Source organism: Polynucleobacter sp. UB-Piko-W3 (assembly GCF_018881635.1).
Classification (GTDB): Bacteria; Pseudomonadota; Gammaproteobacteria; order Burkholderiales; family Burkholderiaceae; genus Polynucleobacter.
In genome coordinates this window covers 1160305-1180739 of the sequence record NZ_JACVPY010000002.1, presented here as the reverse complement: position 1 = coordinate 1180739, position 20435 = coordinate 1160305, and the positions used below count along the sequence as shown (strand labels likewise).

Genomic DNA, 20435 nt, shown 5'->3' with positions numbered 1-20435 from the left:
GTTGCTTCACTCAGTGACCTCAATAAATAAAAAAGACTGCCTAGGCAGTCTTTTTTATTTGGTACAACAAACAATTATTAAACGTTTGCTAAATGCGCTTCTAAAGTCTTGGTGAACTTATTAGCGTGGCTACGTTCAGCCTTTGCTAATGTTTCAAACCAATCAGCGATTTCGTCAAAGCCTTCATCGCGTGCTGTCTTAGCCATGCCTGGGTACATGTCTGTGTACTCATGAGTTTCGCCGGCGATAGCTGCTTGCAATGCTTCGGCAACTGTCTTAGCTGGCATACCAGTACCTGGCTCGCCTGCACCGCCTTCGATCAAATACTCCATGTGACCGTGAGCGTGGCCTGTTTCGCCTTCCGCTGTTGAACGAAATACTGCTGCTACATCGTTTGCACCAGCAATGTCAGCCTGGTTCGCGAAATAGAGATAGCGACGGTTTGCCTGTGATTCACCAGCAAATGCTTCTTTCAAAGACTGTTCTGTCTTTGTACCTTTTACGGTTTTAGCCATTTATGACTCCTAAGAATGGGTTGTTGAAATAGGGGTGAAAACATCACCACGGACTCATTATGGACAAAATTGCCGGCCTGAATAATCGTATTTTTGTATTGTCTTGATAGTTAAAAACAACTGATATAGATATTTCAATTAATAAAATAAAACACCTTAACTACATGAAACAGGCGATTTTGGAGGGTATATCCTCAAATGAAGCTTCCATTTGAGGTTTTCTTGGGGTTTAGACCGAATTTACCCCCAGATTTCCGTGTATTTAGTTATTTCCTATTGAAATTGTTAATTAATACAATTTTACTATCGAATCTTTGGGTCATACACTAGCGCCATTGAGTTGCATAGCCCATGCAAAAAAACATTAGAGAACGAATATGACAACACGTGAAGGCAGTCTAGAGGCTCCAACAAGACACCCCTTGGATTGGAAAAATCCCCAGTTTTATGACAAGGCCAATTTAGAGGCCGAAATGGAGCGGGTCTTTGACCTGTGCCATGGCTGTCGTCGTTGCGTGAGTCTTTGTGGATCATTTCCGACTCTTTTTGACTTAGTTGATGCTACTGAAGATCTGGAGATGGAGCAGGTTGATAAAGCTGACTATCAGAAGGTAGTCGATCAGTGCTACCTCTGCGATGTTTGCTATATGACGAAGTGCCCTTACGTACCACCACATCCTTGGAATATCGATTTCCCGCATTTGATGCTGCGTGCAAAGGCGGTTAATTTTAAAGATGACAAAGCAACATTCCGCGATAAGTTGCTTTCCTCTACAGACAAGCTTGGGCACTTCGCTGGAATTCCGATTGTTACGCAGGCAGTGAATGCAGTTAATAGCACTGGACTTGCGCGCTTGGTGATGGAAGGCGCTTTGGGAGTTGATAAGAATGCTTGGATTCCTGAATATGCTCCTAAGACTTTCCCGCAGTTGGCTAAGAAGTCAGACGCATGGCCTGTGGTTGATGGCACAAAGACGCCAGGCAAGGTAGCTATCTACGCCACTTGTTACATTAATTACAACGAGCCAGGAATTGGTCAAGATCTCATTAAGGTTCTGAATCACAATCAAATTCCATATGAATTGGTAGATAAGGAAGCATGTTGCGGCATGCCAAAGCTAGAGCTCGGCGACTTAGAGTCGGTGGCAGAGAATAAGGAAAAGAATATTCCTAAATTAGCTAAATTAGCGCGTGAAGGATATGCGATTGTGACGCCAATTCCTTCCTGTACCTTGATGTTCAAGCAAGAGCTACCACTGATGTTCCCTGAATGCGCTGATACACAATTAGTTAAAGATGCGATGTGGGATCCATTTGAATACTTTATGGCACGCAACTCTGATGGGCTGCTTAAAAAAGATTTCAGTAAAGAGCTTGGTCACGTTAGCTATCACATGGCTTGTCACTCCCGTGTGCAAAACGTCGGACAGAAGACCGCTGAAACTCTAAAGCTCATTCCTGGTACGGAAGTTAATGTGGTCGAACGTTGTTCTGGCCACTCTGGTACTTGGGGTGTCAAAAAAGAATTTCATGAAACAGCGATGAAGATTGGTAAACCTGTTTTCAAAAGAATGGCTGAGGAAGAGCCCAATTACATTAGCTCGGATTGTCAGCTTGCCGGTCATCATATTGAGCAAGGCATGGAAGAGTTGGGATTGCCAAAATCAGAAATGGCGCATCCACTCACTTTGCTTGCTAAGGCATACGGTCTGTAAGTAACACTATCAATATAAAAAGGAATTATTAAAGTATGGCAACTATTACACGCGATAGCCTTCTGAGTCTTGAGGCTTATCACAAAGAGCGTCCTGCTTTTCGTGAGAAGGCAATTCAAGAGCGTCGTTTACGCACTGTCCACCTTGGTGATCATGTAACGATGATTTTTGAGAATGAATTTTTAATGCGTTATCAGATACAAGAAATGTTGCGCGTCGAAAAGACCTTTGAGGAAGAGGGCATTGAGGATGAGTTGAATGCTTATAACCCCTTAGTTCCAGGAGGCTCTGACTTCAAGGCAACGATGATGATTGAATATCCTAATGAAGCTGATCGTAAAGTCGCACTTGCCAAATTAGTAGGTATTGAGCATCAGATCTTTATTGAAGTAGAAGGTCAGCCGCGCCTCTATGCCATTGCCGATGAAGATTTAGAGCGTTCTACTGCTGAGAAAACATCAGCAGTGCACTTTATGCGTTTTGATCTGACTAGTGATATGAAGAGAGCTCTGAAAGCCGGCGCTCAATTAATGGTAGGTTGCGATCACAAGGGATACCCAATGCATGTTGAAACCTTGCCACTAGAAACCTTGGCATCTTTAGTTTCTGACTTAAGCTAGTACAGTCCGCTCTAAAGGTAGGTAACCCCCGGTAGAGCGGATTCACGGATGACTTTGGCTAATTCCTCCATTGCAGCAGCACGGGGAAAGTTCTTGCGCCAGACAAGACAGATTCTTCTAGTTGGTATGGGGTCCTCAAAAGGGATATACCGAATAAGCTGATCTGCAGCTTCTGGATCTGCAACGGAAGTGCGAGGCATAACTGAAATACCAATGCCGCTCGCTACCATTTGCCGAATGGTTTCTAGGGAAGATCCCTCAAAGCTGCGTTGTTCGCCAAGAGTAGCGCCTGAGCCAAAGCGGTTTAATTCAGGACAAACTCCCAAGACATGATCTCGAAAGCAATTACCGGTTCCCAGCAATAAAGTATTTTGCTCCTTGAGCTCGCGGTGCGGTATCGAAGTGCGGAACTCCCAAGGATGACCCTTAGGTACGGCAACCAAAAATGGTTCGTCATATAAATCAATTTGGTTTAAACCAGCGCTTGCAAAGGGCTCTGCTAGAACTAGGCAATCTAGTGCTCCTTGGCGCAGTATCTCCAGCAAACGAACCGTAAAGTTTTCCTCTAAAAATAAAGGTACATTGGGCAATCGCTTTCTTGCAATTATCACCAAGCTTGGAAGTAAGTAGGGCGCAATGGTATAAATTGCGCCGAGTCGCAATGGACCAGATAGAGGGTCTTGTCCATGCATAGCCAGATGTTTTAAAGAATTTGCCTCTTCCAGCACCCGTTGAGCTTGATCAACAATGAGCGCGCCTAGGCTGGTCATCGAAACTTCAGTGTTGGTTCTCTCAAAAATTTGTGTATTAAGCTCTTCCTCTAGCTTTCTAACTGCCACCGATAGAGTTGGCTGAGAAACAAAGCAAGCATCCGCTGCTCTACCAAAGTGGCGTTCACGAGCAACTGCGACGATATAGCGTAATTCTGTCAGTGTCATATAGGGAATATTATGATGCTGTTAGGAATTCTCCGCAGAATTTACTTCAATTAAGTCTTGGTGCACTATCAGTCTTTGTGAGCACCTAAATCGAGGAAAATTCTCGCTTAGTTCCGTCTTAGCTAGTCATTTTATTTAGAAATCTCAGTATAGAGGAGGGTCGGTTGGGTAGATTAAAAAAATCGATACTTGTATTGAAATCGTCTAATGCTAGCTTTCAGTAATCAAACGATGACGCCAATTTTGTATACCTACCGGAGGTGCCCCTATGCCATGAGGGCTAGGATGGCGCTGCAATATGCAGGCATTCAGTTTGAGTATCGAGAGATTGAACTCCGAAATAAGCCGCAATCGATGTTAGATCTATCGCCCAAAGGCACTGTTCCTGTTTTATATGTGGATGGACTTGTTCTAGACCAAAGCTTAGATATCATGTGCTGGGCATTAAAGGTTTCCGATCCAGATGGTTGGAACATGCTTGATGAGAATATCGCCAAGACATGGATTGAGAAAAATGACGAAGTATTTAAGGGTTTATTAGACCAATACAAATATCCCAATCGATACCCCCAATTAAATCAAGTAGCAGTTCTAGCTGATGTAATGGAGTTGATGTTGGAGCCCATGGAGCGCGCGCTAGGATCTAGCGAATATTTACTGGGCGGCAGAATGACTTGGGTTGATGTGGCTATTTTTCCATTTATTCGACAATTTTCCATGGTTGACCAGCAAAAGTTTGAGCTATTACCCATCCCCCATATTCAAAAATGGTTACGCCGACAGATTGAGTCCAAGCTATTTCTTTCGGTCATGGATAAACATCCCGCCTGGAGAGATTGATTCAGTGCTTCAGATTTTTCCATCTTTAGCCCACTAAATGCTTAGAATGTAAGTATCTTTTAAAAGGCAGATTTCTATGCACTCATTTTTTGAATCAAATTTGCACATAGCTCAGTATGTTCCTTTTGGTTTAATCATTGCGATTATTATTTTCACTGCCATTGGCTGGTCTGTTGGGCTCTATCGACTAAAAAAGTATGGCGAGAGTGGAGCTGTCATTAGAGACTCTTTAGCGGCGGCCATTTTTGGCCTCTCTGCTTTGGTTCTAGGTTTTACATTCTCTGGATCTGCATCGAGATATGTGGATCGTATGGATGCTATTCGAGTTCAAGCGCAAACACTTCAACAGGTTTATGGCTCGCTAAAGTATCTAAACAAAAATGATCAAGTAGTCGTTAAAAAATCTCTCGATGATTTGTTGGATGCACGACTCACGGCATATAAAAATCTCATAGCCATGTCTGATATAGATGCTGGGGGAGCAAAAATTATGGCAGCAACTAGAAAGATTCAGGAGGACGTCACACAGGCAACTTTGAATACATCCTCCGAAAATAAGGCCTTTGCAACGGGGTTACTTACGTCTCAAGTCAGCAATTTGGCTACGGCCTTTGCAGCTGGAGTCATCGATACAAAATCCCATCCTCCATCTCTCTTATTAAAGTTTTTGTTCGCCCTTCTCTGTATTGGCGCCTTTTTGATTGGCTACACGATGGTCTTAAAAAATGAGACTGACTGGTTATTAGCCTCTTTATATACGCTGCTTATTGGTATCTCGATTTATGTCATCCTCTCGCTAGAGCTTCCAAATCTCTTGATGCCTTATGAGGAGGTCAATAGAGATCTGTTGATGCTCAAGGATGCAGTGAGATAGTCGATTAAGTATTAAATAGTAATATCACTTCTAACTTATAGTTAGTAAAACATTGATTAATGAGGAGGCAGTATGCTGCGTATCATGATGAAGTATGTGCTCTTGTGCTTATCTGGCTGTTTAATATTGAGTCCAAACGCCTATGCGCAGACATCGGCAAGCTATCCGAACAAGCAAGTTACTTTTGTTTTGACACAGGCTCCCGGAGGCGCTAACGATATTACGGGTAGGGCAATCGCACAAAAATTGACGGATATGTTGAAGGTGCCCTTCATTGTTGACAACCGCCCTGGTGCCGGCGGAAATATAGCAGCCCAATATGTAGCGAAGTCGCCTAAGGACGGCTATACATTGTTGCTTGCTTTGGGTAATACGATAGTAATCAATCCTTATTTATATAAAAATACAGGTTTTGATGCGCAAAAAGATTTCGAGCCAGTAGCGCCGATCGTAAGGGCTCCGTATGTACTCGTTACTAATCCTTCGTTCCCACCAAAAACAGTTAAAGAGTTGATTACTTATGCTCAGGCAAGGCCTGGTGAGTTGTTTTATGGGTCAGCTGGAAATGGCACCCCGAACCATCTACTGTTTGATTTGTTTAAGTACCTTACCAAAACAAATATTGTTCATGTTCCCTATAAAGGTGCAGCTGCCTCTGCAATGGATACAGTATCAGGTCAAGTTCCTATGAACTTTTCAAGCCTGCCTTTAGCTTTACCTCTTATAAAAGATGGAAGATTGCGTGCTCTTGGAATTACTTCAGTAACAAGATCTCCACTAGCCCCAGAAATTCCCCCTATTGCAGATACAGTGCCAGGCTTTAATCCTGATATGTGGGTTGGTATTTTGGCTCCTGCTGGAACACCCAAAGATATTGTTGCCAAATTACATAGCGATATTCAGAAGGCGCTTAACAGCAAAGATTTTCGTGACAGCATGAGCGAAAAGGGTTTGGATATTGCGCCAACTGCATCGCCTGCGGACTTCACCAAAATGATTCAGGTTGAATCTGTGCGCTGGAAAAAAATTATCGCTGAATCTGGCGCTTCCATTGATGAATAATGTTTTATTGAATTAAAAATCCATTTATGAAAATTACACGTCTTGAAGTCTTCACTCTTAAAGCACCACAATCAGGTAGGCCACATTGGGTTAGCCACTTTATTGTTCCTACCGCTAATGAGATCCTAGTTCGCATTTATACCGATGAGGGTATTGACGGCTTCGGTCTAGCTACTAGCTATACGCCAATTGATTTTGCTGTTAAGGCATTTAAGTCTGGCATTGGTGATTTAATTATTGGTGAAGATCCTTTGGCCCCTGAACGTGTCTATAAGAAGTTATTTGCGCTTACTACTAGCAGACTAGCAAGTGAAAAAGGTTGGTCAAGAGAGGCAGTCATCAGAATATCCTCAGCAATTGATATTGCGCTTTGGGATATTGTTGGCAAGACTGCTGGTTTGCCTTTGTATAGAATTTTTGGCGGCTTTCGTAGTGAAGTACCTGCCTATGTCACCTGTGGATACTATCGCGATGGTAAGGACGATGCTGAACTGCGCGATGAGGTGCAGAAATTAGTAGACCAAGGACATACTGGCTTCAAGTCAAAGGTTGGTGGCTTACCGCTGGAAAGAGATATCGAGCGCATGGCCCTTATCAGAGAAGTCATTGGCGATAAAAGGGATCTCATGATTGATGTGAATCGTGCATGGGATTTAGAAACTGCTATCAAGGGCGCGCAATTATTGGAGCCTCTCAATCCAAGATGGCTTGAAGAGCCAGTGAGATGGGAAGATGATCGTAGAGCCTTGAAATTGCTCTCCAATAAAACTCGCATCCCACTATCTGGAGGCGAGAGTGAGCTGACCAGTTATGGTTGTCGTGCCATGATTGAAGAACAGGCAATTCAGATACTGCAATTTGATTGCACGATGTTTGGCGGCTTTACTGAAGGCCGAAAAATGGCGGGACTCTGTGAGCTTAACCATGTTCAAGTTGCGCCTCATCATGATTGCTTCATACATGCGCATATTGTGGCAGGCAGTCCTGCGGGCTGTATTGTGGAAGCATTTACTGACCCAGAGAGAGATCCCTTGCAGGCAGAGTTATTTGAAGATCCGCCGATTATTAAAAATGGCATGATGACATTAAAAGAGCAGCCTGGATTGGGCTTAACCTTATCTGAGGCGGCAATGAAAAAATTTAGTGAACGAATTATTTAATCTACAGATCCCATGAGTAATCAAATAGCGAATCAGCTTGCACCCAACGGGGTTTTAACAGCCGGCATTTATCTCGGTAATTTTTTATTAGTTACCGGAAAAGATAATCAAGGCAATCCAGATGGTGTCTCACCTGACTTGGCCAAGGCTATTGCAGCAGCATTGAATGTGAAAGTTCAATTACTGCCTTTTGATACTCAAGGTGAGTTGGTAGAGGCAGTAGCAAGCGGTATCTGCGGGATTGGTTTGGTTGGATCTGACCCAGATCGCGCGCAAAAAATTACTTTTGCACCAGCCTATGTCGAAATTGAGGCTTCTTATTTAGTCCCACCAAATTCAACACTCAAAACGATTGAATCTGTTGATGCTCCTGGTATCCAGATTGCCTCATTTCAGAAGAGCGCCTATGATTTATGGCTAGCTCGTAATATTCAGCATGCCTCCTTGGTCCATGCTGATACCTTGGAAGCAAGTGTCGAGCTATTCTTTAGTAAAAATCTTCATGCGCTTGCAGGACTTAAGACGGGTTTAATAAAAGAGTCCAAAAGATTACCCGGATCTAAAGTCTTGGATGGGCAATTCATGGCTGTGCAGCAGGGAGTGGCAACAGCCAAGGAGAATATCCAAGGGGTTGAATTTTTAACTCAATTTGTAAAAGAGGCAAAGCAATCCGGCCTCATTGCATCTTTTATTCAAAAGCATCAGGTCGATGGTTTATCTGTAGCGGCTTAAGTTATCTATAAAAAAGTCCCTAGAAGTTAATCAAAGTCTACTTAGGGTGCTTACACTTCACCACTTGTATGGATATGCTATTTTCGGGTTATCCCTGAGGGTCCTTTACAGGTTCGCATGTTAGATTGAGTTATCCCCCTAGTGTTAAGAAGTGTGGTGAAGATTGCTTTTTTAATTGGGGGTTTAATTGGTACTCAATAGGAGCTTGCAGTAATGAACTCATTCTTTTCATTCATGACGTCAGTCTTTTTAAAGAGCGCTATAGTTCTTATTGGGATTGCCAGTTTTGCTCATGCACAGTCTTATCCAAATAAACCGATTAAGTTAGTCATACCTTATGCAGTAGGTGGTGGCACAGATATCTCGACTAGGGTCATGAGTAAGCACCTTGATTCTCGTTTAAACCAGGCGATTATTATTGAGAACAAGGGTGGGGCAGGTAGCACGATTGGCACTGAAATAGTGGTTCGGTCTGAACCTGATGGCTATACGCTCTTGGCGAACACTGACACGATTGTTTTAGCGCCATTACTTTTTTCAAAGATTAATTTTGATATTCGCAAGGATTTGACCCCAATCTCTTTTTACGCAAGTGCACCAATTGTTTTAGTGGCAAATCCGAATTTTCCAGCAAAGGATGTGAAGGAACTCATTGCCTATGCAAAAAAGAATCCAGGTAAGGTTGCTTTAGCTACTTCTGGACCAGGCAGTCCTCATGACTTAGCGGCAATGTTATTTACTAACCGAACCAATATCGATGTCAATGAGATTCCTTATAAGGGTAACGGACCCGCTTTAACAGATACGATTGCTGGTCACGTCGATATTGGAATGTTTACTTTATCCCAAGTTCAGCCATATGCCCAAGCGGGCAAAGTGAAGATCTTGGCAGTAATCAGCCCTCAAAGATCAACATTAGCTCCGGACATTCCATCCCTTGCAGAAAGTGGAATATTAAACATGGAGGTGAGCTCGCGCTATCTCATCATGGTTCCAGCCAAAACTCCTAAAGCCGTTGTTAAGAGACTGGAGGGAGCTTTCTCCGAGCTCTTCAACGATAAGCAGTATCGAAGTGAAATGGAGAGCTTGGGATTTGAAGTTAGATTTAGCACTTCTGAAGATACCGTTGCTATCTTACAAAAAGAATATGACAAATTCGCACCGATTCTTAAAGCTGCTAACTTCAAACCACAATAAATTTATAAACTAAAAGAGAGATTTTTATGTCTAGATTAGATATCAAAGCAGATGCACGTAGAACATTTGAAATTTGTAAATCTGGAGGGATAGCCATTTTCCCGGTAGATGTTGGTTACACGATGATCAGCGGCTCAAGAGAAGGCCTAAAGAAAATATTTAATGCTAAGCAAAGGGGTGGACATAAACGCAATGCTTTGATTTGCGATATGGAAACACAGCGAGAGCTTCAGGTGCTTGATAAGCGTGGCCAAGAAATGATTGAAGTGATTACGCAAGATTACAACTTGCCATTAGGCCCTATTGCCACTTATCGTACCGATCATCCATTAATGAAAAAAATTGATCCAAATGCCCTTGCTGCCAGTACTGCTGGTGGAACATTGGCTATGCTGGTAAATGCTGGACCATTTCATGCTGAAATTACTAAGTTAAGTCGCGAAGAGGTGCACCCCTTATTTGGATCATCTGCCAATTTAACTGGAACCGGAACAAAGTTCAGAGTTGAAGATATTCAAGATGAATTAACTAGCATCGCAGATGTCATTATCGATTATGGCCTGCGTAAGTATCATATGTATAGACGGTCTGCAACTTTGATTAACTTTGAAACTATGCAAGTTGTCCGTATGGGTGTTTGTTATGAGCAGATATCAGATATTCTAAGAAGACATTACAAAATTGAGCTGCCACCAGATCAATCAGTTGATCTAAACCCATCAGGCCATACTAACGAATTTGGCTTACCAATAGTAAATAACTAATGCTTCTCTTTTATTCTGAATAGAAAAATCATTAGAGGGACAAATGAAAAAATCCATTTTATTTTTTCTTGCTGTAATGGGGGCTGCATCAGTCAGTATCGCTGCCCCTCAAGAGCCTATATTTTCGGTGGTAGAAAAAGAGCAAAAACCGTTTTTAAATACCTTAAAAGAATTGGTATCCCTTGAGTCTGGAAGTAGGGATCGCGAAGGGTTAGACAAGATATCGCAAGTAATTTTTAATCGCCTTAAGGCGCTTGGTGGGCAGGTTGAGTTTATCGAACCTGGTGCTAATATGTACCGAATGCACGATACGCCTGATAGGCCGGGCCGCATGGTGAAGGCTGAATTTAAGGGTTCAGGCACAAAGAAAATACTCTTAATTGCGCACATGGACACGGTATATCTCAAAGGTATGCTTGCCAAGCAACCGTTCAGGATTGATGGCGATCGTGCTTATGGCTTAGGTATTTCGGATGATAAGCAAGGAATTGCATTAATTCTGCACACCATGGATAGCTTGAAAAAGTTGAAATTTAAGGACTATGGAAAAATTACTGTGCTCATTAATGGTGATGAGGAAATTAGCTCCCCCGCAGCACGAGCGTATTTTTCAAAGCTAGGTGCAGAGCATGATGCCACCTTTTCATGTGAGGCATCGCAAGCAAAATCTGATCGTATTGCCCTCACTACAGCAGGAATTGCAGCTGTTAATTTAAATATTACTGGTAAAGCATCTCATGCGGGTTCTGCGCCCGAACTGGGAAGAAATGCCCTAGAGGAGCTCTCGTTTCAGATTCAACAGATGCGTGATTTATCAGATCCTAAAGAGGGTATAAAAATGAATTGGACTCTAGCAACCGCTGGTACCAATCGCAATGTCATACCCTCTATTGCATTTGCTACCGCTGATGTTCGTGTGATGAAGAAAGATGATTTTGATGTGGTAGAGAAAAAGGTGCGGGAGCGAGTCAAAACGCAGCAAATGCCTGATGCCAAAATTGATGTTGCTTTTGAGCGCCGTCGCCCACCTCTATTGACCAGCCCTCAGTCTTTACAAATGGCAGAATATGCTAAAAAAGTCTATTCGGAACTTGGCCGTGAGTTAATTTTGGGGACAGTAGCTGCCGGCGGCGGAACGGATGCTGCCTTTGCTGCGCTGGATACTCAAAATCCAGTAATTGAAAGTATGGGGGTTCAAGGATTTGGCGCCCACTCTAATGACGATGAATACATTTTGGTGAGTTCTATTACCCCAAGAATGTATTTACTATCACGCCTCATCATCGATATTTCTAAAGGCAAAGTCGGGGATAGGAATTGATCCAGTTTTAGGGATTACAGTAGTTGCACTTTGATGGATCTGCCTTCGCTTGATTGGCAATCACTTCCTCTTTTTTGTAATTGCATTTAACGCATGACCAAATATTTGCTAGGGGTAAATTGCTTGGTGCATCACAAGAGGCGCATGGCAATCCCTTTTTCCTTTCTGTTACCCAAAAACCAGGCGCCTCACATTCTGGGCATAAAGAATTCATCTTTCTAGAGAGATCTTGCGTAGCCTTCAGAATATTAGCCATGCGGGTTGGGTTGGTATGTGCTCTGAGGTCATTCTCTACAAAGACATTCCCCTTTTTTGAAAGCTTGGTTGCCCATTCAAATGCCTCTTTTAAGGATTCAAGATCTTTAATACCTTTGCGACATTCTGGATGATGTTCATCGTCAGGGCGAATTACTAATTGATGCGTAGTGAATTGAGCTTCAGAAAGCAGTGCAGTCAATTCATCCCAGCTCGATACTAGCTGGCTGGCGCTTTGAGCTTGGCCACCAAAAAATCCAATAATCTCAAGATTTCGGATGTCATCTATCAAAAGCACTAACTCATAATTCCAAGGAAACATGCCTGTGTAAGGGTCGTTATCAAAAGCACCTTCGCTAGCAATGCCAAGCTTTAAACCCGAAAGCTCCATTCCAACTCTAGCCTTCTTTCTTGCGGCATCCAGTTGAGATCCGTATCTTGGGATATCCCTAGTAAATGATCCTAGTTTGTCGGTGTCATAGTCTGATACATGAATGACTTCTAAGTCATTGGAGTCAAATAGTTGCGGGCAAATGATTGACTCTTTGCCATGTTGAGTCAATAAGCTTGCTTTGAGTCCAGAGTAGGACTTTGAATAGATTGGCATCTTGCTTGACTATTTCCTTACATAAAATACTTGGCAATGATGGTATAGATGGGAATGCCTAAAATAATATTAAAGGGGAAGGTGATGCCTAATGACATCCCCATGTATAAGGCTGGATTCACTTCAGGCATGGCATGGCGCAATACTGCTGGCACAGCAATATAAGAAGCGCTGGAGGCGAGCACCATGAGTAAGATGGTATTTCCAAGAGGTAAACCAATGAGCTTACAAAGTAGTAAGGCTAATAGAGCATGAAACAAAGGGGAGCCAATTGCGTATAAAACGGTTATGGGTGGCTTACCCTTGAGTCCCCCGAAATTTCTGGCTGCCATCAGACCCATATCTAACAAGAAGAAAGCCAGCATACCTTTAAAAAGGTCAATCGAAAAAGGTGCCATTAGCTGTTGACCAGCATCGCCGCTGACTAGACCTACAAGCATTGAGCCTAGCAACAACAGTTGCGCTCCATCGGTAAAAGATTCGTGTAGTATTTTGGAGATACTGGTAGCTTCTTGTTTGATTTTTAAATCTTTTGAGTGAGAGGCCCTCGCTTTATTGGCCAAAATAATCGCTAAGATAATGGCTGGTGATTCCATCAGTGCCATTGCAGCTGCCATATGACCACCATACTCAATCTTGAATTGGTCTAAATACTGAGTAGCAGTAATAAAGGTAACAGCACTCACTGACCCATAGGTAGCTGCAATAGCGGCTGCATCAAAAGTATTCAAGCTTCTTCTTAAGAGCCAGTAGCCAAAGATCGGAATGATGATGGCTAAGAAAATTGCTAGACCAAGGGAGAATCCAATTTCACTGGTGAAACCAGATTTGTGGAGAGCAAAACCACCCTTTAATCCCAATGCCATCAATAAATACAATGATAAAAATCTGGAGATTTGAGAGGGAATTTCTAAATTCGATTTAACGGCACCTGCAAATGCACCGAATAAAAAAAATAAAATTGCAGGGTCTAAGAAATTAGTCATTGATACATTCTATGTGTAATCAGCTTTTGATTATTATCCGCATTCTTAATGGGTCTATAAAAAACTACTGCTTAATAATTGCCTGAACTAGTGGGTTCTGAATTTTCTTCTCAGATCGGATGGCGTAAAAGTATTCATAGATATCATCACAGTCACCGAGCAATTCCATCCCATAGGTTTCTTTGAGATCTTTCTCTATCAGCTTCCCAGCAGGAAAGACTCCTAGGCCGCTAGCTGCAAAGGTTTTCAGTAGGGCGCTATCCTCAAATTCTCCAACAATATTAGGTGTGATGCCATGCTTGCTAAACCATTGGTCTATTAAAAGACGAACAGTCGAGTGAGGTGTTGGTATCAGAATGGGCAGTTCATTTAAGCAATGAGGAAAATCTTTTTTAGCTTTTTTCACAAATTGCTTTGGGCTATACCAAGCCATTGATGTTCTAGTGAGCTCTTCACTGTAAACGTTGAGATTCTTATTATTAGGGGCGGGGCGGTCTGCCAAGACAATATCCAAACGATGCAGCGCCAAATCTGCCAACAAGTCTTCAAACTTTCCTTCATGAGCAATGAGTTGTGCGTCCTTGTGTTTGAGGATAGGCTCTAACAACTGCCTTGTCACGAGCTTGGGCAAGCCGTCCGATACACCAACAATAATTTTTGTTTTTGGGGATTTAGCTGCATCTCTGACTGCTTCAGGTAGCTTCTCGCCAATAGAAAAAATTTGATCCGCAATTTCAAGAGCTGCAAAGCCAGACTCTGTCAGGGCAATGCCTCGTCCAGCAGGTTTAAAAAGTAGGTATCCAAGGGATTTTTCTAGCTCATGAACTTGAGCGCTAATGGTTTGGATGGCCATATCCAGGCGCTCTGCGGCCTTGGACATACTGCCTTCTTTGGCGACTACCCAAAAGTAATAGAGGTGGCGATAGTTATAGGAATTGCTCATTGTCAGTTTTTTCCGAAATTATTATCAATATATCTCTGCTTTTAACTAAGTGCAAATGCTCCTAAATTAACCCCATCAAGAGCCATGGCATTCATGGACTCCGTAAACGCATAAAGGTTATTAAATTGGAACTGTTTAGCCCTGAGTTTTTTTCAGCCCTGTTGGCCATTATCGTCATTGACCTCGTTTTGGCTGGCGATAACGCCATCGTCATTGCTATGGCTGCCAGAAATTTACCTCCCCATTTGCAAAAGAAGGCAATTATTTGGGGTGCGGTAGGCGCAATTGCAGTCAGAAGTGCGATGACGCTTGCAGTCGTATACCTATTACAGATTCCAGGCTTGATGTTAGTTGGTGGTCTGTTATTGGTATGGATTGCTTACAAGCTATTGCATCCAGGTAAAGATGGTGATGAAGAGCATGATCATGCATCAACCAGTTTTTGGGGTGCAATGAAGACAATCGTGATTGCTGATGCTGTCATGGGCCTAGACAACGTCTTGGCCGTAGCAGGCGCCTCTCATGGTAGCTACCTCTTAGTCGTACTGGGCCTGTTAATTAGTATTCCGATTGTGATCTGGGGTTCAACCCAAATTCTCAAGTTAGTAGAGCGTTATCCCTCAGTGATTTACTTGGGTGCAGGCGTGTTGGCTTGGACGGCAGCAAAGATGATGCTTGCGGAGCCAATGGTTAAAGAGTTGGCAGTATTCCAAAATCCGGTTCTGGACTATGCAATACAACTGATAGTCATTCTTGGCGTGTTATTTGCAGGATTTATCAAAAGCAGGCGGGCGCTTGAAGAGATCATCGCCCCAGCTGAAGTAGTTCCAGCTACAACTGAAGCAGTATCTGAAAAGCAGTCTCATACCTTAGGAGGTGAAGTAATGAATAAAGTTCTCATTCCGGTTGATGATTCAAGCAATGCTATTTTGGCCCTGAGACATGCAGTTAGTACTTATGGAAAAGATGCTGCTAATGAGTTTCACATTTGCAATGTGCAGCCGAGAATTTATCGCCACATTGGTAAATTTTTTAGTAAGACCGATATTCAGGAATGGCAAGCAGAGCGTGCAAAAAATGTAGCAAAGTCGGCTATTGAATTTCTAGAAAAGTCAGGCGCGAGCTTTTCATTTACTTATGTCAGCGGTGATAAAGGCGAAGCCTTGCGCGATGAGGCGATGCGCCTAGGATGTAATCGTATCGTCATAGGATCAGCCAAGAAAAATACATTGAGTAGATTGTTTGAGAACTCGACTACCGCGAAGTTATTAGAGATCAGCGATATTCCTGTTGAAGTAGTCACTGGTAAGTCATTGCCGACCTTAGAGCGTTGGGGCATTCCGGCATTAGGTGCTGGTGCAGCAACTGCTCTGATGGCTGTTGTGATCGATTAATTTTACCTCCCGCTGTTCTCTCTTTTGCCCTCTTCGGAGGGCATTTTTTTGTCTGCATCATTAGAACAAGTAATAAAAAAAGTTGTGTATTTACTATATACCAAAAGAAAAAGCGCACTTTCGTGCGCTTCGCCTTATGTATTGGTGGGTCGGGCGAGATTCGAACTCGCGACCAACGGATTAAAAGTCCGCTGCTCTACCGACTGAGCTACCGACCCGGTAAAACGGAAATTATAGCAAGAAGTTTGTAGTTTCCCCTTGGTCTGGGGAGTCTGCCCCTAAGCCCTTGTACTTACGAGTAGCTTATGAGTTGACCCGCCTAGCCACTGGCGGGTTTTTGGAAAAATACTCCTTAATTCCTCTCAAAATGGCCTCTGCAATTCGGTCTTGATAGCCTTCATCATTCAATCTGGCCTCTTCTTGAGGATTGCTGATAAAAGCAGTTTCTACCAGGATAGAAGGGATGTCTGGAGCCTTTAAAACAGCAAAGCTAGCTTGTTCAACTTTGGCCTTATGAAGCGGTGCAAAGCCTCCAATTTGCTTCAGAATGGATTGGCCGACTTGCATAGAGTCTTTAATTTGCGCAGTTGTCGACATATCCAGAAGTAAGTTCGCTACTTGACGATCTTGCGTCTTGATATTGATGCCCCCGATTAAATCTGAAGCATTTTCTTTATTCGCCATCCAACGTGCCATGGAGCTACTAGCACCCATTTGAGAAAGCGCAAATACAGAAGCACCCCTAGCTCGGGGTTCAATAAAGGCATCTGCATGAATCGATACAAATAGATCTGCTTCAACTCTTCTGGCTTTTTGTACCCTCACATGCAGAGGCACAAAGTAATCACCATCTCTAGTCAGGTAAGAGCGCATATAGGCTTCACTCTCAATTTTGTCTTTGAGTCGCTTGGCTATCGAGAGCACGACATTTTTTTCTCGGGATCCTGCGGTACCAATGGCGCCTGGATCTTCACCGCCATGGCCAGGATCAATCGCAATCGTAATTAATCGTTTGTATTTAGGAGGTGCTGATACATCCTTTGTTTCTGGGATGGCTTGGGCTACCGGGGCTGCCGGTACTTTAACAGCCTCTTTATCTTTCTTGGTTGCAAACTGCGCAATCAGATCAATCTCTTCATTGGCTTTTTCAAGAGCACTCTCTTTTTTGGCACTACTTTTCACGAGGGCCATGAGTGGATCTAATGGTGTTGTTGGGTAAAGATCAAACACCATGCGGTAGTTGTATTCACCAACGGGATCGAGCGTGAAGAGTTGTGGCTTGATGGGTTCTTTCAAGTCAAATACTAAACGCACAATACCTGGCTGAAATTGCCCCACCCGAATTTGCGATACATAGGGGTCGTTTGGTTTGACCTTAGCAACAATATCTTTTAGCGTCGGATTGAGCTCTAAACCTTGTACATCAACTACCAAGCGATCTGGGTTGGTGAGGATCTGCTGCGTAATGGGTAGTGGTTTATCAGACTCCAAAGTAATGCGGGTGTAATCCTCTGAGGGCCAAATACGCACGCCCAATATCTTGGCACCCCAGGCAATATCTACTTCAGTAAGGAGTAAGGCAAAACTCAAAAACTTAGCTGAAGTCTTGAGGTGCTGTCTTCTAGAGAAATTCACTTTTTTACTACTCATGACTTTATTTGTGTTGCTTGCGCTTTTTGAGTCTGCTCAACAACTTTTTTGCCTTGCTCAGAAAAAGCATTAAGCTCAATGGCACGTTCATTGTCATCTGTGCCAGCTGTCAGAGTAATCTGAATATCAAATGTAGGAAGGGTGCCTTCAGCCTTTTCTGGCCACTCAATTAAACAAAATCCCGGCACATCAAAGTATTCTCCAAATCCTGCTTCTTGCCATTCCAAGGAATCACGCATTCTGTACAGATCAAAGTGGTGGGCAGTGAATGCTTGTTGATTGCTTTGCAGTTCGTAGGGCTCACACAAGGTATAAGTAGGGCTCTTTACTTTTCCTTCGTAGCCCAAGCCCTGAATCAAATGTCTGGCAAAGGTCGTTTTGCCTGCGCCTAGGTCGCCCTCTAAAGAGATATTGAGGTGGGATTTCGGAGAATGCTTCATATTCTCCTGAATAGAGGCGGCAAGACGCTGGGCTAGGGATGCAGTTTCTGCTTCCTGCCTACAATATTGCTTGAGCGATGCTTTGGGAGATGTCTGAGGCGTCTGATTTGCGGTCATTGCCCTAGTTTATTCAATTATTGCGCTACATTCTGTATTGCCTATGTCTTTATCTACAAACCCCTCCACACTAGATCAGCCAAAACTGCGAGCTTGGCTGGGGGAGCAGGCTGAGAGCTTGGGTTTTGATGACTTACGGATTACCGATACCCATTTAGGTATTGCCAGTGAGCGCCTCCAAGAATGGCTAGCAGAAGGGCGTCATGGCCATATGGAATATATGCAGCGCCATGCAGACTTACGCTCTGATCCTCAGCTATTAGTTCCAGGCACAGTCAGAGTAATTTGCGTGTCGATGAACTACCTTCCGCCTGAAAGTGACTTTGATGCTGAGTGGCAGAGACTGGAAGATCCTTCGCAAGCGGTGGTCTCGATGTATGCCCGCGGGCGCGACTATCACAAAGTGCTCCGCAATCGTTTGCAAGATTTTGCTAAAGCTATTGAAGAAAAGATTGGCGCCTTTGGCTATCGAGTGTTTACAGACTCAGCACCCTTAATGGAAGTAGAGCTTGCTCGTAAAGCAGGTTTAGGTTGGCGTGGTAAACATACACTCCTACTCAATCGAGAATCTGGCTCAACCTTTTTCTTGGGTGAGATCTTAGTAGATGTTCCGCTACCGCTTGATGAAGAGCAGGATGAGCATTGTGGTACTTGCCAATCCTGTATTCATATCTGCCCCACCCAAGCCATCACTGCACCTTATCAATTAGATGCGCGTCGTTGCATTTCTTATCTCACTATTGAAAATCCTGAGGCCATACCAGTAGAGTTCAGAAGCGCGATGGGTAATCGTATTTACGGCTGTGATGATTGCCAACTGATTTGCCCATGGAATAAATTTGCTAAGCGTTCACAGCTCCCAGACTTTGCACAACGCCATGGCTTAGGACAAGCTAGTCTTCTGCATCTCTGGTCTTGGACCGAGGCCGAGTTTGAGCAGCGCCATGAAGGGAGTGCAATACGTCGTATTGGTTATAGTCGCTGGCGCCGTAATCTGGCGGTGGCGATGGGTAATGCGCTGGCTAGTCCCAAAGTTACTGCTACTGATAAAGATTTAATTCAGAAGGCCTTGAGCGAAAGTTTGTCTTCTGCTGATGCTTTAGTTGCCGAGCATATTGAGTGGGCCCTAAAGGCTTACAATTGACACATGTCATCATCCGAGCAACCCTATATTGATCCTAGCGAAATCGCGCTAGAGGGTTCGGCTGCCGAGCGTTTCAAAAGTCCAAAAGATGCATTCTGGTCGGGCCTTCGGGATGGAGCTGGTGCACCAGCCATGGTGCTCTTTGCAGGCATGGTTGGTTTCGGAGCCATGGGTAAGACCAATGGCTTTGATGTTTGGTTTACTACCTTTACTTCCTTTTTCATGTTCGCCCTACCAGGGCAGGTGGTCTTACTGGAGATGGCGATTACCGGTTCATCAGCTGTTGCTATTGCTTTAGCGGTGACACTAACCTCGACCCGTTTTATTACGATGACCGTAACACTCTTTCCACAGTTTCATCAAAAAGATCGTAATCGTAGTTTGTATGCTTCAGTCCATTTATTAGCAATGACTGCATGGGCAATCTCGATGAAGGAGTTTCATGCGATTGAGACTAAGCACCGATTAGCTTACTTTGTCGGTCTGGGCTTACTCTGTTGGTTCATTTCCATTCCAGGAACAATCTTGGGTTTCTACTTGGCAGGTATGGTGCCTCCAGCAGTCACCTTGGGTCTTGTTTTTATTAATCCACTATTTTTCTTATTGACCTTTACTGAAGTAAAGCCTTGGATTAACCGCATCGCACTGATGTTAGGTTGCATCTTTGGCCCGATTTTCTTCATCGTTGATCGCGATACTAGTTTGCTCACATCAGGTCTTGTGGCTGGAACACTGGCTTACTTTATTGATCGTCAGTTCTTGCGTAAAAAAGCTGGAGTGATTGGATGATGAACACTATGGCTAATGCGCTCTCCGGCTGGGGTTTGTGGTTCGCCCTTGCGGGTGCTTGCCTAGGTACTTACTTCTGCCGCGCGATTGGGGTATTTCTCTCTAATAGCATTAATCAAGAGAGCGAAATCTTCCGTTGGATAGCTGCAGTTACGTACGCAATGGTTGCTGCCTTAACAGTGCGTCTGATTGTCATGCCCTTAGGCTTAATGGCAACAGTACCTTTGTGGATACGCATTGTGATTTGCGCCTTAGCAATTGGCGTCATGATTTCAAAACCCACTAAGCGATTGGTTGCAGGCTTACTGACTGGAACCTTACTGATGGTGGGTTACGGCGTAATACATTAATACGCTAAAAATCTTTTAACTG

21 protein-coding genes, 1 tRNA gene and 1 pseudogene are annotated in these 20435 nt (G+C 43.6%); 15 read left to right on the top strand and 8 right to left on the bottom strand.

Annotated elements, in window-relative coordinates; genetic code table 11:
* Positions 1 to 77 precede the first annotated feature (77 nt).
* Complete coding sequence (locus tag ICN31_RS06340) at positions 78 to 515, bottom strand: rubrerythrin family protein (RefSeq protein WP_088524842.1); 438 nt, start codon at positions 513 to 515, stop codon at positions 78 to 80.
* A 377-nt stretch (positions 516 to 892) separates the two neighbouring features.
* Between ICN31_RS06340 and ICN31_RS06335 the strand changes: the two genes are divergently transcribed.
* Together ICN31_RS06335 and ICN31_RS06330 are read left to right on the top strand one after the other, a co-directional pair.
* Positions 893 to 2230 (top strand): heterodisulfide reductase-related iron-sulfur binding cluster, encoded by a 1338-nt coding sequence (locus ICN31_RS06335; protein ID WP_088524841.1) that lies wholly within the window; start codon positions 893 to 895, stop codon positions 2228 to 2230.
* A 35-nt stretch (positions 2231 to 2265) separates the two neighbouring features.
* The gene (locus ICN31_RS06330) at positions 2266 to 2850 is read left to right on the top strand and encodes a DUF3501 family protein (RefSeq protein WP_216259683.1); all 585 of its coding nucleotides are present in this window, start codon (positions 2266 to 2268) and stop codon (positions 2848 to 2850) included.
* A gap of 11 nt (positions 2851 to 2861) precedes the next feature.
* Here the strand turns inward: ICN31_RS06330 and ICN31_RS06325 are convergent, their stop codons facing one another.
* A complete protein-coding gene (locus tag ICN31_RS06325) occupies positions 2862 to 3788 on the bottom strand; it encodes a LysR substrate-binding domain-containing protein (protein WP_216259681.1) in 927 nt (308 codons plus the stop codon).
* 207 nt (positions 3789 to 3995) lie between these two features.
* Here ICN31_RS06325 and ICN31_RS06320 point away from each other — a divergent pair, with 207 nt between their 5' ends.
* The 8 genes from ICN31_RS06320 to ICN31_RS06285 all read left to right on the top strand — a co-directional run bounded on the left by ICN31_RS06320 (position 3996) and on the right by ICN31_RS06285 (position 11738).
* Positions 3996 to 4628, top strand: a complete 633-nt coding sequence (locus tag ICN31_RS06320; RefSeq protein ID WP_240553666.1) for a glutathione S-transferase — start codon at positions 3996 to 3998, stop codon at positions 4626 to 4628.
* 76 nt (positions 4629 to 4704) lie between these two features.
* Positions 4705 to 5502 carry a hypothetical protein gene (locus ICN31_RS06315; RefSeq protein ID WP_216259678.1) on the top strand — a complete coding sequence of 266 codons (798 nt, stop codon included), beginning with the start codon at positions 4705 to 4707 and terminating at the stop codon, positions 5500 to 5502.
* A gap of 72 nt (positions 5503 to 5574) precedes the next feature.
* Positions 5575 to 6564 carry a tripartite tricarboxylate transporter substrate binding protein gene (locus tag ICN31_RS06310; RefSeq protein ID WP_216861400.1) on the top strand — a complete coding sequence of 330 codons (990 nt, stop codon included), beginning with the start codon at positions 5575 to 5577 and terminating at the stop codon, positions 6562 to 6564.
* 26 nt (positions 6565 to 6590) lie between these two features.
* Entirely contained in the window at positions 6591 to 7724 is a 1134-nt protein-coding gene (locus ICN31_RS06305; RefSeq protein ID WP_216259676.1) for a mandelate racemase/muconate lactonizing enzyme family protein, read from the top strand.
* A gap of 12 nt (positions 7725 to 7736) precedes the next feature.
* Positions 7737 to 8456: a transporter substrate-binding domain-containing protein gene (locus tag ICN31_RS06300; RefSeq protein WP_216259674.1), complete on the top strand. Its 720-nt coding sequence runs from the start codon at positions 7737 to 7739 to the stop codon at positions 8454 to 8456.
* A gap of 213 nt (positions 8457 to 8669) precedes the next feature.
* Positions 8670 to 9653 (top strand): tripartite tricarboxylate transporter substrate binding protein, encoded by a 984-nt coding sequence (locus ICN31_RS06295; RefSeq protein ID WP_216259667.1) that lies wholly within the window; start codon positions 8670 to 8672, stop codon positions 9651 to 9653.
* A 26-nt stretch (positions 9654 to 9679) separates the two neighbouring features.
* The gene (locus tag ICN31_RS06290; RefSeq protein WP_088524834.1) at positions 9680 to 10417 is read left to right on the top strand and encodes a Sua5/YciO/YrdC/YwlC family protein; all 738 of its coding nucleotides are present in this window, start codon (positions 9680 to 9682) and stop codon (positions 10415 to 10417) included.
* 43 nt (positions 10418 to 10460) lie between these two features.
* Complete coding sequence (locus ICN31_RS06285; RefSeq protein ID WP_216259663.1) at positions 10461 to 11738, top strand: glutamate carboxypeptidase; 1278 nt, start codon at positions 10461 to 10463, stop codon at positions 11736 to 11738.
* A gap of 7 nt (positions 11739 to 11745) precedes the next feature.
* On the opposite strand, the gene ICN31_RS06280 is transcribed toward ICN31_RS06285, so the two are convergent.
* The 3 genes from ICN31_RS06280 to ICN31_RS06270 form a co-directional block, all read right to left on the bottom strand.
* Positions 11746 to 12600, bottom strand: coding sequence for a DUF6671 family protein (locus tag ICN31_RS06280; protein ID WP_216259661.1), 855 nt, complete (start codon positions 12598 to 12600; stop codon positions 11746 to 11748).
* 17 nt (positions 12601 to 12617) lie between these two features.
* Positions 12618 to 13586: a sodium-dependent bicarbonate transport family permease gene (locus ICN31_RS06275; RefSeq protein ID WP_216259659.1), complete on the bottom strand. Its 969-nt coding sequence runs from the start codon at positions 13584 to 13586 to the stop codon at positions 12618 to 12620.
* Positions 13587 to 13650: 64 nt separating this feature from the next.
* Positions 13651 to 14529 (bottom strand): LysR family transcriptional regulator, encoded by an 879-nt coding sequence (locus tag ICN31_RS06270; protein WP_216259657.1) that lies wholly within the window; start codon positions 14527 to 14529, stop codon positions 13651 to 13653.
* A gap of 119 nt (positions 14530 to 14648) precedes the next feature.
* Between ICN31_RS06270 and ICN31_RS10625 the strand changes: the two are divergent.
* Positions 14649 to 15320: pseudogene (locus ICN31_RS10625) on the top strand (TerC family protein); the annotation flags it as partial.
* Positions 15321 to 15413: 93 nt separating this feature from the next.
* The gene (locus ICN31_RS10620; RefSeq protein ID WP_255530980.1) at positions 15414 to 15923 is read left to right on the top strand and encodes a universal stress protein; all 510 of its coding nucleotides are present in this window, start codon (positions 15414 to 15416) and stop codon (positions 15921 to 15923) included.
* Positions 15924 to 16065: 142 nt separating this feature from the next.
* On the opposite strand, the gene ICN31_RS06260 is transcribed toward ICN31_RS10620, so the two are convergent.
* The 3 genes from ICN31_RS06260 to tsaE form a co-directional block, all read right to left on the bottom strand.
* A tRNA-Lys gene (locus ICN31_RS06260) sits at positions 16066 to 16141 on the bottom strand.
* Between the two features lie 85 nt (positions 16142 to 16226).
* Positions 16227 to 17573 carry an N-acetylmuramoyl-L-alanine amidase gene (locus ICN31_RS06255; protein WP_216259655.1) on the bottom strand — a complete coding sequence of 449 codons (1347 nt, stop codon included), beginning with the start codon at positions 17571 to 17573 and terminating at the stop codon, positions 16227 to 16229.
* Positions 17570 to 18130 (bottom strand): tRNA (adenosine(37)-N6)-threonylcarbamoyltransferase complex ATPase subunit type 1 TsaE, encoded by a 561-nt coding sequence (gene tsaE / locus ICN31_RS06250; RefSeq protein ID WP_088524815.1) that lies wholly within the window; start codon positions 18128 to 18130, stop codon positions 17570 to 17572. The genes ICN31_RS06255 and tsaE overlap by 4 nt, the downstream gene beginning before the upstream one ends.
* A 43-nt stretch (positions 18131 to 18173) precedes the next feature.
* Here tsaE and queG point away from each other — a divergent pair, with 43 nt between their 5' ends.
* The 3 genes from queG to ICN31_RS06235 are packed head-to-tail and all read left to right on the top strand — an operon-like array spanning position 18174 to position 20413.
* Positions 18174 to 19274 carry a tRNA epoxyqueuosine(34) reductase QueG gene (gene queG, locus ICN31_RS06245; RefSeq protein ID WP_216259653.1) on the top strand — a complete coding sequence of 367 codons (1101 nt, stop codon included), beginning with the start codon at positions 18174 to 18176 and terminating at the stop codon, positions 19272 to 19274.
* A 3-nt stretch (positions 19275 to 19277) separates the two neighbouring features.
* Complete coding sequence (locus ICN31_RS06240) at positions 19278 to 20063, top strand: AzlC family ABC transporter permease (protein WP_216259650.1); 786 nt, start codon at positions 19278 to 19280, stop codon at positions 20061 to 20063.
* A complete protein-coding gene (locus ICN31_RS06235) occupies positions 20060 to 20413 on the top strand; it encodes an AzlD domain-containing protein (RefSeq protein ID WP_255530926.1) in 354 nt (117 codons plus the stop codon). The genes ICN31_RS06240 and ICN31_RS06235 overlap by 4 nt, the downstream gene beginning before the upstream one ends.
* Positions 20414 to 20435: the final 22 nt, after the last annotated feature.

Excerpts from the sequence above, each read along its gene's own strand:
- ICN31_RS06340 (WP_088524842.1), bottom strand. The coding sequence starts at position 515 with ATGGCTAAAACCGTAAAAGGTACAAAGACAGAACAGTCTTTGAAAGAA.
- ICN31_RS06335 (WP_088524841.1), top strand. The coding sequence starts at position 893 with ATGACAACACGTGAAGGCAGTCTAGAGGCTCCAACAAGACACCCCTTG.
- ICN31_RS06330 (WP_216259683.1), top strand. The coding sequence starts at position 2,266 with ATGGCAACTATTACACGCGATAGCCTTCTGAGTCTTGAGGCTTATCAC.
- ICN31_RS06325 (WP_216259681.1), bottom strand. The coding sequence starts at position 3,788 with ATGACACTGACAGAATTACGCTATATCGTCGCAGTTGCTCGTGAACGC.
- ICN31_RS06320 (WP_240553666.1), top strand. The coding sequence starts at position 3,996 with ATGCTAGCTTTCAGTAATCAAACGATGACGCCAATTTTGTATACCTAC.
- ICN31_RS06315 (WP_216259678.1), top strand. The coding sequence starts at position 4,705 with ATGCACTCATTTTTTGAATCAAATTTGCACATAGCTCAGTATGTTCCT.
- ICN31_RS06310 (WP_216861400.1), top strand. The coding sequence starts at position 5,575 with ATGCTGCGTATCATGATGAAGTATGTGCTCTTGTGCTTATCTGGCTGT.
- ICN31_RS06305 (WP_216259676.1), top strand. The coding sequence starts at position 6,591 with ATGAAAATTACACGTCTTGAAGTCTTCACTCTTAAAGCACCACAATCA.
- ICN31_RS06300 (WP_216259674.1), top strand. The coding sequence starts at position 7,737 with ATGAGTAATCAAATAGCGAATCAGCTTGCACCCAACGGGGTTTTAACA.
- ICN31_RS06295 (WP_216259667.1), top strand. The coding sequence starts at position 8,670 with ATGAACTCATTCTTTTCATTCATGACGTCAGTCTTTTTAAAGAGCGCT.
- ICN31_RS06290 (WP_088524834.1), top strand. The coding sequence starts at position 9,680 with ATGTCTAGATTAGATATCAAAGCAGATGCACGTAGAACATTTGAAATT.
- ICN31_RS06285 (WP_216259663.1), top strand. The coding sequence starts at position 10,461 with ATGAAAAAATCCATTTTATTTTTTCTTGCTGTAATGGGGGCTGCATCA.
- ICN31_RS06280 (WP_216259661.1), bottom strand. The coding sequence starts at position 12,600 with ATGCCAATCTATTCAAAGTCCTACTCTGGACTCAAAGCAAGCTTATTG.
- ICN31_RS06275 (WP_216259659.1), bottom strand. The coding sequence starts at position 13,586 with ATGACTAATTTCTTAGACCCTGCAATTTTATTTTTTTTATTCGGTGCA.
- ICN31_RS06270 (WP_216259657.1), bottom strand. The coding sequence starts at position 14,529 with ATGAGCAATTCCTATAACTATCGCCACCTCTATTACTTTTGGGTAGTC.
- ICN31_RS10620 (WP_255530980.1), top strand. The coding sequence starts at position 15,414 with ATGAATAAAGTTCTCATTCCGGTTGATGATTCAAGCAATGCTATTTTG.
- ICN31_RS06255 (WP_216259655.1), bottom strand. The coding sequence starts at position 17,573 with ATGAGTAGTAAAAAAGTGAATTTCTCTAGAAGACAGCACCTCAAGACT.
- tsaE (WP_088524815.1), bottom strand. The coding sequence starts at position 18,130 with ATGACCGCAAATCAGACGCCTCAGACATCTCCCAAAGCATCGCTCAAG.
- queG (WP_216259653.1), top strand. The coding sequence starts at position 18,174 with ATGTCTTTATCTACAAACCCCTCCACACTAGATCAGCCAAAACTGCGA.
- ICN31_RS06240 (WP_216259650.1), top strand. The coding sequence starts at position 19,278 with ATGTCATCATCCGAGCAACCCTATATTGATCCTAGCGAAATCGCGCTA.
- ICN31_RS06235 (WP_255530926.1), top strand. The coding sequence starts at position 20,060 with ATGATGAACACTATGGCTAATGCGCTCTCCGGCTGGGGTTTGTGGTTC.